This window comes from Cytobacillus sp. Hz8 (genome assembly GCF_042263505.1).
Taxonomy (GTDB): domain Bacteria; phylum Bacillota; class Bacilli; order Bacillales; family Cytobacillaceae; genus Bacillus_BE.
The window spans coordinates 398,871-413,351 of the sequence record NZ_JBHKFI010000002.1 but is presented as its reverse complement, the minus strand read 5'-3'; the positions used below and the strand labels follow the sequence as shown (position 1 = coordinate 413,351).

Here is a 14,481-nt window from a genome sequence, read left to right as displayed (position 1 = left end):
TCTTGCATACACATAAAAATTGAATGAATTGGATTAGTTGGAACGCCGTATGCTGGGAAACTCGCTTGTACGGTGTGAAGTGGGGGAAAAGCTGGCGATAACTTCAAATGCTTACCTATCACTATAATAAAACTTAGATTTTTAAACGACTTTATTGTTATGTTTTTTAGTATAGAGAAGTCTCTTGCATCAAAAATTAAACATCTATATTTTTAACCCCGTCCTAAATTTAGAACGGGGCTATGCCTGTTTGAACTTTAAAAATTAAATAACTTTATTGTCATTTTAAACCTAGCCTTAGACTAGGGTTTTTTGAAATAAGAGTATTCAATCCAATTTATTTTTGTAAATCCTTGGAAGAGAAAAATCCGGGTAATAATTCTTCAATCGTGGTTTCCACCATATCACCCTTTAAATTTGCTAATAAAATCTTTGTATCCTCTGTAGAAAACTCAGCCATCACTTGTCTGCATGCACCGCATGGGGACACGGGACCTTCTGTATCGCCGACAACTGCTATCGCCTTGATTTTTCGATGTCCATCTGATACTGCCTTAAAGATGGCCGTTCTTTCGGCACAATTTGCTAGTCCATATGAGGCATTTTCTATATTACAGCCAACATATACTTCATCATCATCAGTCAGAATAGCTGCGCCTACTTGGAAATGAGAATAAGGTACGTAAGCATGCTTTCTTCCTTCAATTGCTTTATTCAATAGTGTTTTCATATCCATAGTGATTCATCTCCCATTCTCAAATCAATGATGAAGCTCTCCTCTTTGCCACTTATTAATATGCTTCTGATGATTGTTGTCCTTTGATGATGGCAATACCAGAGCTAGCACCAATTCTTGTAGCACCAGCATTCACCATTGCTTCTGCATCTTCTAAACTTCTCACACCACCTGAAGCCTTCACTCCAATTTCAGGTCCAACCACTTTTCTCATAAGTGCAATATCCTCTGCGGTTGCACCGCCAGTTGAAAAACCAGTAGAAGTTTTAACATAATCCGATCCTGCTTTTACCGCTAATTCACATGCTTTTGCTTTTTCTTCATCCGTTAATAAACAAGTTTCAATAATAACCTTCGTTAAAGCTTTTCCTTTTGCTGCTTCCACAACGGCGTGAATATCTTGTTCCACTAGATTGTAGTTCTTATCTTTTAAAGCTCCAATGTTGATAACCATATCAACCTCAGTTGCTCCATTTTCAATTGCATTCTTTGTTTCGAAAGCTTTAACCTCAGATGTCGTTGCTCCTAGTGGAAAGCCAATAACCGTACATACCTTTACATCAGGAGTATCTTTTAATTGTTCTGCTGCGAGCTTAACCCATGTTGGATTTACACAAACTGAAGCAAAGGAATATTCTTTGGCTTCTTCTATTAATTTCATCACTTCTGTTTTTGTTGCATTTGCTTTAAGTAATGTGTGATCAATCATTCTACCTAAATTCTTCATCTCTATACCTATCCTTTCAAAAAAGTATAAACGTGAATTATTATTAACTTTTCTTACCATCTTTACTATAGCAATTTTTTGAACATATGTAAATAAAGCATTGAACATATGTAAAATATGATAGAATTCTTAATTAAAAAAAAGAGCCACTTCCTAAGAAGCAGCATGTTTACTCTTTATCTAACAAGAACTGAGCTGTAAATTGATCCGTTATCAACACATTTGCATATTTTCCATTTAATGCCCCATAAATCCCATTGATCTTATTGGCGCCACCCGCAACAAGAACGGAATATTCCTTCTTTCTTAATTCTTCCAATTCAATACCAAGGGTCCGATCATTTAAATTTTGATTACAGATTTCACCATTTATATCAAAAAATCGTGAACAAATATCACCAACGGCTCTTGGATACAGTTGCTTGATGTCCATTTCGGTAAAATAGCCCAGTTGAAACAAAAGAGACTCACTCTTAATGGGTCCTGTCGTAAAAATCGCAATATTCGCCTTTCTGCCAAGTTCCAAAATTCTGCGGATATGTCGATCCTCTTCCATTGCTTGTTTTACTAGCACTTGATCCACAATTGCTGGGAGCGGCAAATGAATAGGTGTCGTATTATATGCCTTCCCAAATAAATAAAGGATTTCAGATGCATATGTATTCTTATCCGAATGGCTTATTCCACCCTTTAATTGAACAACCTTCACGTTTTGAACATATTTCTTCTTTAATTCAATAGCGATATGATACATCGTCGTTCCCCATATTAAACCAATAATGTCATTATCCTTGACGATTTCGTCTAAAAATTCCGCTGTCTTCTCTCCTAAATAATTTTTGATTATGTGGTTCTCATACTGAGGGATTGTGGCAATCATAACCTTTTTCAACTGGAATTTCTTTTCTAATTTTTGAGCAAGATTGACTTGATCTTCTGTTGGGTCCGCAATTTGAATTTTTACGATTCCTTTTCTTTTAGCTTGTTGCAATAATCTTGAAACCGTTGGTCTTGAAACCCCTAATTTTTTGGCAATTTCATTTTGATTATAGTCGAGCAGATAATAAAGTTTTGCTGCTTCAATTATTTTCTTTAATTTTTCTTCCTCCAAAGTTATCACCTAAACTAACCTGAGAACATTAGCCAAACTTTCAGCGTTCGTTCTCATTATTTGAGAATATTTTAACATGTTTTGTATCACCATGATACAGCTCGCAAATGATCATCGATAAAGTGAAACTTCCATCAGTGGGGGTTTTCATTCATCCCCCACTGATGGTTAGTCACGCAAAGCCTGATTGATTTTTCTAAGGGCTGAAGCCCAAAGAAAAATCTTATTTCACTTATCACGCTCAATAACGCCATGTCCTGTGGCTTTCGCCTGACTAGGACATCCTGTCCGTCGTCGGACCTTTACGGACAGTTGATCTTCCACTTATCTTCTTCGTATCCTCAGAATCTTGAAGTGGGAGTCTTACTGTCCGTTAAGAGTGGGATAAATCCCTGACTAACTGACAGATTCTAATATTTTTTTATTTTCTTAAATATGGAGAGATGCGCCATTTGAATATTGGATGACTTCTAATATCATTCTCCATAAGCAAGGAAGCAATAGTCCCTATTATGGCGATGGAAAATGTTGAGAATATGAAGCTTCTCATACCTAAAACCCTGAAACCTAATAAGGCAACAAGTCCATCAATCATAAAGATGAGAACCCCAATATTCATCGATGTTGCTTTTGCCACGATACTTGCGAGTAAATCCGTTCCTCCAGTGCTTGTCTCGTATCGTAGCATCAACCCCACTCCGACACCAATAATGGAGGCACCGATAATCGTACTAAAAAGAATAGGAAGATTAAACTGCTCCTGTAATGGCTCAAGCCAATCGATAAAGAAGGAAGAGACAATTAAGCCTTGAAAGCTACTGTAAAAATAACCTCGTTCTTGAAACCATGCATAAAGAATGAGGGGGATACTCAGTATAAACATCACTAGCCCCGTTTGCCAATGAAAATAATAATGAAGAATAAGTGCTATCCCAACAATTCCCCCGTCTAATAAATGATGTGGAATCAAAAATCCATTTATCCCTGTTCCAATTAATAAGCTTCCAAATAATATCGCACTATTCTTTATAATTAATAGAATGCCACTCACCTCTAATTCCTCAAAAAACTTCAAAACTTCTTTAATTAACTCAACAATCTATATTCTAATCATATTTTTCCATGGACAAAAAAATACTCTACTTTCACGCAAAATAGGAAAATAAAAAACATCACAATCTTCTAAATTGTGATGTTTTTGGACCCTATCTTTTTTTTGCAATATCTTCCTGAAATCTATCTAACATAGTTACCGTATCAATTAAATGGTTATTAAAGATTTGTCTAGCTATTGTGAGCAATTCAATAATCATCGGGTCCCTAAGTGAATAGGTCACTCGATTTCCTTCCTTTGTACCGTAAACAATGTTTTTATTCCTTAGGATACTCAGCTGTTGTGAAACGGCAGATCCTTCATCGCCAACTAACATTTGAAGCTCATTCACATTCTTATCACCTTCAGCTAAAAGCTCAAGGATCCGAATTCTTAGTGGATGGGCCAGTGCTTTAAAAAAATCTGCTTTAAATCGTTGAAGTTCTAAATTCATTCGATCCCTCCGTTCTTAAGATTTGACCAATACCTTTTTGGTTCGAATGATTCTGCCTGCCTCTCCTGGTAAATTCGATAATTTGCCGCATTCTTGGAATGCAAAATGCTTGCAGCCTCTACATTTATGGGCTTTTATATTTTTCAAGGCATAGTTAATCGCTTCACCTGTATGCTCAAAAAATTGATCTTCACCAATTTCATTATATAATCCAGTTCGTTTTAACACCTCTTTAGGCTGTTCCTGCAGTCCGGTCATAATCACCTTTCCACCATGTTTCTTAAAGTCACGAACAATCCCAGATAAATTAGACTCACCGGAAGTATCCATATACGGAACCTTTCCCATTCGTAAAATTAAAACCTCTGGACGATGATTGATGATTCCCATAATGGTGTTTTCAAACATTTGGATCGCTCCAAAAAACAATGCCCCTTCGATTGTAAATATACTAACCTGCGGACAGTCATTACCAGAATCGACTACCTGCGAGCTGACGCGATTTTGATTATATGGATCCGGAAGTCCCTTTGCGACCGTCAAAAGATCACTCATCCGTTTAACAAAAAGAATCGCAGCCAGAACTAAGCCCACTTCCACAGCTGTGGTTAAATCCGTAAACACAGTAAGTAAAAAAGTAATGACTAGTACAATTGAATCGGTTGTTCTTGTCTTTAAAACATGGGCAAAATGTTTCATTTCACTCATATTCCATGCAACAACCATCAGAATAGGAGCCATGCTTGCTAGTGGAATAGAAGATGCAAGCGGAGCAAGCAGTAATAATACAATTAACACCACTATACCATGAATAACTCCAGAAATGGGTGATGTTGCCCCATTTTTAATATTTGTTGCAGTTCTTGCAATAGCACCCGTGGCAGGTATGCCCCCAAATAAAGGCGTTATGATATTAGCAATTCCTTGTCCGATTAACTCCCTATTGCTATTATGTTTCGTACCCGTCATTCCATCTGCTACCACAGCAGAAAGTAATGATTCAATCCCTCCGAGCATCGCAATTACAAATGCCGATCCAATCAATTGATGAATAGCTTCCCAGGTAAACACAGGTAAATGAAATTTTGGAAGTTGATTTGAAATCTCTCCATAAGTAGAACCAATTGTTGCTACCTTATCAGGGAAAAAGACGGCCGCAATCACACTAGAAAGAACTAAACCAATTAATGGTCCAGGAATCTTTGGAAATAGTTTTGGAGAAAACAAGATGATACTCAAGCTAATGACGGCCGTCAAAACACTGTAGCCATTTATTGTTCCAAAGTGAATCACGATTTCTTGCATATTATTAATGAATTCCTCATGCTTCTCAATATTCTGAAGTCCGAAAAAATTTGCAATTTGACCGGTAAAAATAATCACCGCAATTCCTGAAGTAAAGCCAATCGTCACAGGTTTTGGAATATATTTAATTAATGATCCAAGTTTAAACACACCCATAAGGAAAAGCATGAAACCAGCCATCATCCCCGCTATTAATAGATTATTATAGCCATAGGTCATGACAATCCCTAATAATACTGGAATGAAAGCACCCGTAGGTCCACCAATTTGATATCTTGAACCACCAAAAAGGGAGATTAAAATTCCCGCGATAATCGTAGTGTAAATTCCATATTCAGGTTTAACTCCTGAAGCAATCGCAAACGCCATCCCAAGTGGAATCGCAATCACCCCAACAATTAAACCAGAAAATAAATCCTTTTGGAAATTTTTAACCGAGTAGCTACTAAATCTATCAAAAAACAGCTTTTGCACAACAATCCCTCATCTTCACTTTTGTATCTTTGAATTTTTGAATATACAAAGCATTATAGATCACTATATATTGGTATGTCTATAAAAAATTCAAAAAATATTCATATTTTTACATTTTACTAAGGAGGAAAAGTGCAACTTTTTACATATAAAGCAATCAAGAAAAAGTTTCTCACATATTTTATTAAAATCCTTTACTTATTATAGGAATGAGGTTTTATATGCTTTATAATCAATATGGTCTTTTACGTATAATTTTGAAAAATGGAGGGATATGAATGAATCATAAGATAGAAGAATTGAGTCAGAATCTCCAAATTATCCAAAATATTTTTCCTGGTGATGCTTGTCTCGTACTTGCCGATACATCCCAAATCATCAATTATCTTCCTGGCAAAAAAATCGATCTGAAAATTTCAATTGGCGCTCCAATCGAGAATTTTAAAGGGACCGTTAGCTTTACATCTTTAGAAACTGGACAAGTTTGCCATGAGGAAAGAGGTGCGGAACTTTTCGGTATCGCATATATTTCTACTGCTACACCAATTAAAATAAATGGTAAAATCATTGGAGTCATCTCTGCTATTATCTCTAACGAAAAACTAGACACACTACGTCAGGGGGCACATGAATTAACAGCCATTAGCGAGGAACTTTCGGCCACTTCCGAAGAAATGACAAAGGTTTCGGATATTACCGCACAGGATCTTCATGCCCTTTCAAAAGAATCAGATACCATCAAAAATGAGGTAAAACATGTAAATGAAATTTTAGAAATTATTAAGAATACAACGATTAAATCAAGAATTCTTGGTCTCAACGCCTCCATCGAATCAGCTCGGGCCGGTGAAGCCGGCAAAGGTTTTGCCATCGTCGCAAATGAAATCAAAAAAATGGCTGAAAACAGTAAGTCAGCTATTGAAGGCATTGAGCCGAAGGTGAAAAAAATGATCGAAAAACTGGAAGAAATGAACGATACAATCAATGACTTATCCTCACAAACGGAAGAACAATCCGCTATGATCGAAGAGTTTCATTCCTCCTTTGAGCAGCTTGTCCATATTGCGTCAGAACTTAGCAACAGAGCAAATTTAAATTAATACTGATTTTATATGAGTGAAAAATTCTATTTTGGTAAATTCCAACATTTTTCACTCTTTTTACCATTATTTCCCTCTTTATTTAACGACTAATTCATCATTTTTCTCACTCCATCGATACCCAAATCCCATATTTTGAAGTTTTTCTCATAATAGTAATCTACCCATTTTTTTGGATATTTTGTAAATAAAAATAAAACTTACCCATGAAAAATGTTAAATATTCAGAATTTGCTTTACAAATAAACATTATCCTAGTAAAATAACAAAAGTTATCATTCGACAAATTGCAACAATATTTTCATAGGAGGATTAAGATGATTTTATTTAGAAAGAAACCCTTTATCCCAAACCAAAAGCAAAGTGGTTTGAATAAGGTATTAGGGGCATTTGACCTAACCATGCTTGGTGTAGGTGCAATAATTGGAACAGGAATTTTCGTCCTAACTGGTGTAGCTGCTGCAAACTATGCGGGGCCAGCACTCATCATTTCATTTATAATTGCAGGACTTGCATGTACATTTGCTGCTTTATGTTATTCAGAATTTGCCTCCATGATTCCTGAGGCAGGAAGTGCCTATACCTATAGTTATATTGCCTTTGGAGAAATTATCGCATGGATTTTAGGCTGGGATTTAATCCTAGAGTACGGTCTTGCCTCTTCTGCCGTAGCGAGTGGTTGGTCAGGTTATTTCCAAGGATTATTATCTGGATTTGGCATCCATTTACCCCACGCCATCTCGAGTGCATTTGATCCCGCTAAAGGAACCTATTTTGATTTACCAGCAGTGCTGATTATTCTATTTATTACCTTTATTCTCTCAAGGGGGATAAAAGAATCTACCAAATTTAATAATTGGATGGTATTTATCAAGCTCTCTGTCGTTGTTCTTTTTATTGTTGTTGGTGTTTGGTATGTGGAACCAACAAATTGGAAACCATTTATGCCAATGGGATTTTCAGGCGTCGTATCAGGAGCCGCAGTTGTAGTCTTTGCCTATTTTGGATTTGATGCCGTATCTACAGCAGCAGAAGAAGTGAAAAATCCACAGAGAGATTTACCAATAGGAATTATTTCTGCTCTGACTATTTGCACAATTCTGTATATTATCGTTTCATTAATACTTACAGGTCTTGTTCCATTTGAAAAACTTGGAGTGAAAGATCCAGTTGCATTTGCCCTTCAATTCATTCATCAAGATTGGGCAGCAGGATTTATCTCTCTTGGTGCGATTGTTGGAATCACAACCGTTCTTATCGTAATGATGTTTGGACAAACTCGCCTCTTTTATGCTATCTCAAGAGATGGACTCTTGCCAAAATCACTATCAAAGGTACATCCCAAAACCCGTGTTCCTGTTATCAGTACTTGGGTAACAGGGGCAATCGTTGCTTGCTTTGCTGGTTTCGTTCCACTTGATAAATTAGCAGAATTAACTAATATCGGGACATTATTTGCATTCTCGACTGTATCCCTTGGTGTTGCTGTATTAAGAAAAACAAAACCAGAGTTAAAACGGGGATTTAAAACTCCATGGGTCCCAGTTATTCCAGCTTTAGCAATCATTTTCTGTGTGTATTTGATGTGTCAGCTCCAGGCTTTTACTTGGAAGGGATTCCTCATTTGGTTAGTCATCGGATTAATTATCTATTTCTCCTATGGTTACAAGCACAGCAATCTATATAAAGAACATACTTCCATTACAGATTAAGCAAAAAAATGAACGCCAGAAATAATTCTGGCGTTCATTTTTTATGCTACATCATAGCCTTGATCATCAATAGTTTCTTTAATCTTCTCAATACTCACAGCTTCTGGATTGAATTCTACTTGAACTTCCCCTTTTTCCAAACTTACAGTAACCTTTTCTACTCCACTTAGAGCACCAACACTTCCTTCAACTGCCTTTACGCAATGTCCACAAGACATTCCACTTACCTTTAATAAGATGTTATCCATAGCTAGTCCTCCATTTCATTCGAATCTTCTTTATATTTACCATACCTCTATAGGGTATGTAAAGCATTATGTTTTTTCTTCACAAAAGATACATTTTCGTTTTTAAATACCTCATCCATTTATTAAGAAATAATTTCATTTTTATGTCGTACAATTCCTTTTCCCTGAATAGTATGGTACAAGCCTAGATGTTTCTTGATGGAGTGAGGTTATGAGTATATTTTTTAGTTACATATTTTTGGGACTATCCCTGGCAGCGCCTATTGGACCTATAAACGCAGCACAGCTCGATAAAGGGATTAAACAGGGCTTCATGCATGCTTGGGTATTAGGGCTTGGAGCCACACTTGCTGACGCCGTCTACATGCTAACCGTGTATTTAGGGGTTGTTCAATTTCTCGAAACTCCAATTGTCAAAACGTTTTTATGGTTATTTGGTTTTTTTGTCTTAGTTTACACAGGCATTGAGAGCCTGCTAAGCGCCGGAAAAATTATTTCAAACAGTCGAAATAAGAATGATTCGAAATGGAGGTCCTTCCTTTCAGGTTTTCTCATGTCCTTATCTAATCCATTAACGATTCTTTTCTGGTTAGGAATTTATGGCTCGGTCCTTGCAAAAACGGCATCTAGCTATGCGAAAGAAGAACTTTTGATGTATAGCAGTGCGATTTTTATTGGAATATTAACTTGGGATATATCAATGGCTGCCTTATCCTCAAGCTTTCGAAGACTACTCACCTCAAAGCTATTGGCGATGATTTCCATTTTATCGGGATTATCGATGATTGGCTTTGGCATCTATTTCGGATATGAAGCTGTTAAGCTACTGTTTTTCCACTAAATTCAAACTCCAGTTTGCTCATGATTAAGAGATGACCAGAGCACGTTATCGATTTGTCCCTTTCATCAGCCTCTTGATAAAAAAAATACACTTCTATCGATCAAACACTCATGGATCGTCAGCTGATTGAAAAGCCTAGCTGACCTTATCCTAAATGGCTTATCATCATTGATGGTCCTTAAAACTAGCGAATTACTGATTTAATCCTTTACTCCAATTAAAAATTGGCAATTCATTTTATTGCCTATCCATTAATATTCTTCGTTTCAGATGGTTGCCTTTGGTTATATTTCTTCCGTTTTTTCTTTATAAACGCGACAAGTAATAACAAAGTAGGAATGATTATTTGAAAAGGCCAGTGCAAATATTTAGGAACAATTTGCAATCCCTCTTTGATATGCTCGGAAAAATTCGAGGCAATCATCATAGAAGCAAAAAGGACCAGTAGCCCAATAGGTAAGCTTAATACCCGATAATTTTTAAAGCCAAAAATATCAGAAGCCCCAATAACAGCCCCGTAAAAAAAGATTGTTACTTTAAAGAATCCCCCAATAATCAAATAAAGCATAAATAGCACATCTAGTCTTTCAATAAAATTGGCAATTTCTATACGACTTACCGTATTTAATAATGGGAAGGGAGAACGCATGAATAAGTCTACTCCTAAACAAGCTATATTGATCATCGATGTGATCGTAATATTGATTCCACTTAAAATCATCGCAGATAGACATATTTTTTTAGCATTATCTGGTTTATTCAAATTTGGGAGAATCATCGAAAAAATAATCATTTCTCCAAAGGGAAAAGTTAGAGTTTCACCCAAAAAAACTTTGAATACGGGCTTCCATCCATTTTCAAGTATGGGCCGCAAATGATCAACTTGAATTAATTTTGAAAAAATAATAAGAAGCATCCCCAATATAGCTAAAATATAAACAACAATAAAAAAGAGTTCCCCCACTCTAGCCAGCACCTCAATCCCTTTTATAACGGTATAAATAATGGTCAGAATCATCAAGCTATTGATAATTAATAAAGGGGTGTGAGAGTAAATTGTGGAGGTTAACAATTCTCCAAAATCACGTAAAACCCTTGAAGCGCCATAAATAAAATAAATAATATAAAGAAATCCAATAAACCGTCCGACGACTTTTCCAGCAATTTTTTGAGCATAACCTGTTAACGGAAGATCGGGATAATACTTATAGAGTTGATAAGTAATGTGAAATAAAAATATGCCGCCACTTAATCCTAATAATATGGCAATCCATGCATCCTGCCGTGCACTGGATCCAAGGCTAACCACAATGGCACTGCCCATTTCAAATAAAACAACGAGAACAAACAACTGATATCCATCAATTTTAGCCTTTTCCATTATGCGCACCACTTTCCTCTTTTAAGCGGTCATCGATTTAATTCAACCCAAAATGGATTGGTTCTGATCCCTGATCGTCGAATATAGGATTTCACTTCCACCTTTACCGGAAGGTCTGCAAAACGTTCATTCCAATTTCCCTTCCATTTTTTCCAAAGGTTTGGGTTTTCAATATGAAATTTTTCTCCAAAGCCAAAGATATCACTTTTTTGTCTTTGTGCTTCATTAACCGTTTTCTCAACCTGTTTTTTTATCTCCTTCGAAAGTAATGTTTCCATTTTATTTATATCTTTAATATTCAAAATATCTATCTTGGAATTTGCCTCACTAATATTCCCTTCGTCTACAATGCTAATTAAAATAGAGGGTTTCCCTTTTTTTATCTTTGCTTTAATGCCTACCTTCGTTCGATTAATAATGATATTTACGGCGTTTTTCTTGCCCTTCCAGCTCATAGCAACATCGGTATTTTTTACCTTGTTTACAATCCAGATTGCTCCCCTAGCAGTTTCCCCTGTCATCCATCCCACTAATTTTCCATCTTTAAAAACAGCTATGCCATCCGCTGTAAGCACCGCATGAGGAGTTGCGGTTTCAGTATTGGAAAGCTGATCGTAGCCCTTCTCATCGCCAGTTAATTTAAATGCAGTTGTAATCGGATCCCTGCCATTACTGACGAGACTTGTTACAAAATCATCAATCGTTATCTCCATATTTTCTCCCAACATATCTTGAGAATTTTTCAATGTTTTGGTAACTTTATTGACAGGCAATTTTTCAATCGTTGAAATGGTAGAAATGAACTTCTCTGCTCGGGCATCCTTTACGACTATCATTTCTGTCGTTGTGCGAAATACCGGGTCCCTTTCAAATGAATCTAATAAATCATACAATCCTTCTTTGGCAATTTCCTCATTGATAACTAGTAAGTTCGTATGGGCATAATAAAGCTGTCTCGGAATTTTTTGCGTGACTTTTCTTGCTGCTTCTGTAATGGTGTCGCCTGAGCTGTTATATACGGTTACCGGTAACCCTGTTTTACTTCCGTATTGACCCGCTGATACATTTTCAGGAATCACCACTTGAAACGAAACATCATATTTTTTGTCCTTCCCTTTGTCAATTCCTAAAGCCATAATAAAAGCTAAGTCCGTCAGCTCTTTCTGATTCCAGCAGCCTAGAAGAATAGACATTAAAAGCATGAGTTGTGAAAATAACAAGAGCTTCCTTTTCATTGCTATTCTCCTTTTTTAAGATCTTGATGATTTTTTACTTTTTCCCTTCGGAGGTGCTGGTTTTTGATTTTCTCCAGCTTTTTTCGTATTTCCTTTGCTTATTAAAGTTGGTCTGTTTTTAATTGCCCAAATCGGAAATCGAATCAAGACATCCTGCTGGTTATGAACATGTAATGGAGCCAACGGTGACATGTAGGGCACTCCGAACGAGCGAAGTGAACATAGATGGACAATCATAAAGATTAGACTGAGCATAATCCCATAAAAGCCCAGTACGGTCGCCATTGCCATAATAACAAAACGCAAAAGACGCAAAGAAATGGCCATCGCAAAGGAAGGAGTGGAAAAATTGGCAATTGCCGTCATCGATACAACAATAACCATTACAGGTGAAACAAAGCCGGCTTGAACAGCGGCTTGCCCAATAACTAAGGCCCCAACAATGGACACCGCTTGGCCAACTGCACGCGGAAGCCTAATCCCTGCCTCCCGCAAAATCTCAAAGGTCACCTCCATAATTAATGCTTCGACAAAGGCTGGAAAAGGAACATTTTCCCTTTGAGCAGCGATAGCGATGGCCATTGTTGTTGGAATCATTTCCTGATGAAAAGTGGTTGCTGCGATATAAGTAGCTGGGCCAATTAATGCTGTAAAAAATGCAAGAATTCTTAAAAAGCGGATCCCTGTCGATATATCAAACCGTGAATAATAATCATCCGGTGATTGAAAAAATTGCGCAAATAGCGCTGGAACACAAAGAACAAACGGTGTCCCATCAATTAAAATTGCTACTCTCCCTTCCAATAGAAGCGAAGCTATGACATCCGGCCTTTCCGAATGAGCAATCGTTGGAAATGTGGTCCACGTTTGATCTTCAATAAACTGTTCAATATACCCTGATTCAAGAATGCCATCAATCTTAATCCTCTTTAATCTTTTCCGCACCTCTTCAATGATTTTTTCATTGGCAATTCCTTTAATAAACATGATAGAAACATTTGTTTGTGTAACCTCACCAATTTTCATTGTCTCCAACCAAAGATTAGGACTTTTAATTCTTCGGCGTATTAAAGATGTATTCGTCCGTAAAGATTCTGTAAAAGCATCCTTAGCACCGCGAATGGACACTTCTGTTGTCGATTCCGTAATCGAACGCTTTTCACCACCATGTGTGCTGGCGCTAATTGCTTCTTTGTAACCCTCAAGAAAGATAATGGTATCTCCACTTAATAAACTCTCATATAACTTACCCCAATTCTTGAGTATTTGAATATTTCCTAACACTATAGCCTTTTCAATCATATATTGAAAAGGCTCAAATCCCGTTCCGTTTTTCCCCAAAACGGTTTTCAATATAAAATCACTGATCACCTGACTATCTGCCAAACCATCAAGATAAACTATAGCCCCCTGATATTCACCAAGAAAATATTCACGAATGATCAGATCAGTGCTTTCCCCCAATTCATTCTTTATTCTACTTATGTTTTCATGCAAATCTCTTAAAATAGGCAAATCTTCCGGTTTTTGTGGATCTTTGTTTTGCCGAATATTATCATCCTTACTCTTTGATTGCTTTTTAAACCATTTCGACATTATCGACACATCTGCCGCCCCTCTTATTTCCGGTTTTAAAAAAAGATATACCAATAATGGATAGAGTATCCAATTGATTTATTTTTATCCAATGCAGAAACTTTCCCTCTCAAATATTTTGAAGGTTTATACAAATCGAGTTTTGCTTTTCGTTTGCATGATTTCCTCCTAAAAACAAAATACTAGATAAAAACTAAAAGGAGATAAACTGGTGAAGATCCTTTTCGTAATGGTTCTTTTATCTGCCGGTGTTTTAGCAATTATTTTTGCTATGGATCTTTTATTACATTTCAGCTTAAAACAAGTGTTCTACCAGGCAACCAATAGCTTTCAAATTTTGGATTCCTCTGAGTATTTTGTTATTCTCTGTTTTCTACTCCTCCTTATCATAAATCTTATTTATGCTAAGAAATCCTCCAATAAAAAAAGCTAGAAAGCGGAAATCGAAATGATTTATTCGCATTCTAG

General features: G+C 36.5%; 14 protein-coding genes. 4 read left to right on the top strand and 10 right to left on the bottom strand.

All coding sequences use genetic code 11. From position 1 onward, the window contains the following. Positions 1-337: 337 nt before the first annotated feature. From ACE38V_RS05165 to ACE38V_RS05140, 6 genes are all read right to left on the bottom strand, one after another. Positions 338-736 (bottom strand): cytidine deaminase, encoded by a 399-nt coding sequence (locus tag ACE38V_RS05165; protein ID WP_375840120.1) that lies wholly within the window; start codon positions 734-736, stop codon positions 338-340. A gap of 55 nt (positions 737-791) precedes the next feature. Beyond that, positions 792-1,463, bottom strand: coding sequence for a deoxyribose-phosphate aldolase (gene deoC / locus ACE38V_RS05160; RefSeq protein ID WP_375840119.1), 672 nt, complete (start codon positions 1,461-1,463; stop codon positions 792-794). A gap of 169 nt (positions 1,464-1,632) precedes the next feature. Further along, positions 1,633-2,574, bottom strand: coding sequence for a DNA-binding transcriptional repressor DeoR (locus ACE38V_RS05155; RefSeq protein WP_375840118.1), 942 nt, complete (start codon positions 2,572-2,574; stop codon positions 1,633-1,635). 421 nt (positions 2,575-2,995) lie between these two features. Beyond that, entirely contained in the window at positions 2,996-3,625 is a 630-nt protein-coding gene (locus tag ACE38V_RS05150) for a YitT family protein (RefSeq protein WP_375840117.1), read from the bottom strand. A gap of 154 nt (positions 3,626-3,779) precedes the next feature. After that, complete coding sequence (locus tag ACE38V_RS05145; RefSeq protein WP_375840116.1) at positions 3,780-4,121, bottom strand: ArsR/SmtB family transcription factor; 342 nt, start codon at positions 4,119-4,121, stop codon at positions 3,780-3,782. Positions 4,122-4,136: 15 nt separating this feature from the next. Further along, a complete protein-coding gene (locus ACE38V_RS05140; RefSeq protein ID WP_375840115.1) occupies positions 4,137-5,900 on the bottom strand; it encodes a SulP family inorganic anion transporter in 1,764 nt (587 codons plus the stop codon). A gap of 278 nt (positions 5,901-6,178) precedes the next feature. Between ACE38V_RS05140 and ACE38V_RS05135 the strand changes: the two genes are divergently transcribed. Together ACE38V_RS05135 and bcaP are read left to right on the top strand one after the other, a co-directional pair. Continuing rightward, entirely contained in the window at positions 6,179-7,000 is an 822-nt protein-coding gene (locus ACE38V_RS05135) for a methyl-accepting chemotaxis protein (RefSeq protein ID WP_375840114.1), read from the top strand. 317 nt (positions 7,001-7,317) lie between these two features. Next, positions 7,318-8,712 (top strand): branched-chain amino acid transporter BcaP, encoded by a 1,395-nt coding sequence (gene bcaP, locus ACE38V_RS05130; RefSeq protein WP_375840113.1) that lies wholly within the window; start codon positions 7,318-7,320, stop codon positions 8,710-8,712. Between the two features lie 41 nt (positions 8,713-8,753). Here the strand turns inward: bcaP and copZ are convergent, their stop codons facing one another. Beyond that, on the bottom strand, positions 8,754-8,960 hold the full coding sequence (gene copZ / locus ACE38V_RS05125; protein ID WP_375840112.1) for a copper chaperone CopZ: 207 nt from the start codon (positions 8,958-8,960) through the stop codon (positions 8,754-8,756). A gap of 211 nt (positions 8,961-9,171) precedes the next feature. Between copZ and ACE38V_RS05120 the strand changes: the two genes are divergently transcribed. Further along, positions 9,172-9,801: a LysE family transporter gene (locus ACE38V_RS05120; protein ID WP_375840111.1), complete on the top strand. Its 630-nt coding sequence runs from the start codon at positions 9,172-9,174 to the stop codon at positions 9,799-9,801. Between the two features lie 244 nt (positions 9,802-10,045). On the opposite strand, the gene ACE38V_RS05115 is transcribed toward ACE38V_RS05120, so the two are convergent. Genes ACE38V_RS05115 through ACE38V_RS05105 form a run of 3 tightly spaced genes read right to left on the bottom strand, consistent with a single transcriptional unit; the run spans position 10,046 to position 14,013 of the window. Then, a complete protein-coding gene (locus tag ACE38V_RS05115) occupies positions 10,046-11,182 on the bottom strand; it encodes a GerAB/ArcD/ProY family transporter (protein ID WP_375840110.1) in 1,137 nt (378 codons plus the stop codon). A gap of 29 nt (positions 11,183-11,211) precedes the next feature. Then, positions 11,212-12,417, bottom strand: a complete 1,206-nt coding sequence (locus ACE38V_RS05110; protein ID WP_375840109.1) for a Ger(x)C family spore germination protein — start codon at positions 12,415-12,417, stop codon at positions 11,212-11,214. A gap of 15 nt (positions 12,418-12,432) precedes the next feature. Next, entirely contained in the window at positions 12,433-14,013 is a 1,581-nt protein-coding gene (locus tag ACE38V_RS05105; protein WP_375840143.1) for a spore germination protein, read from the bottom strand. Between the two features lie 211 nt (positions 14,014-14,224). On the opposite strand from ACE38V_RS05105, the gene ACE38V_RS05100 reads away from it, so the two are divergent. Then, a complete protein-coding gene (locus ACE38V_RS05100; RefSeq protein WP_375840108.1) occupies positions 14,225-14,446 on the top strand; it encodes a YczF family membrane protein in 222 nt (73 codons plus the stop codon). The last annotated feature ends 35 nt before the right edge of the window (positions 14,447-14,481 follow it).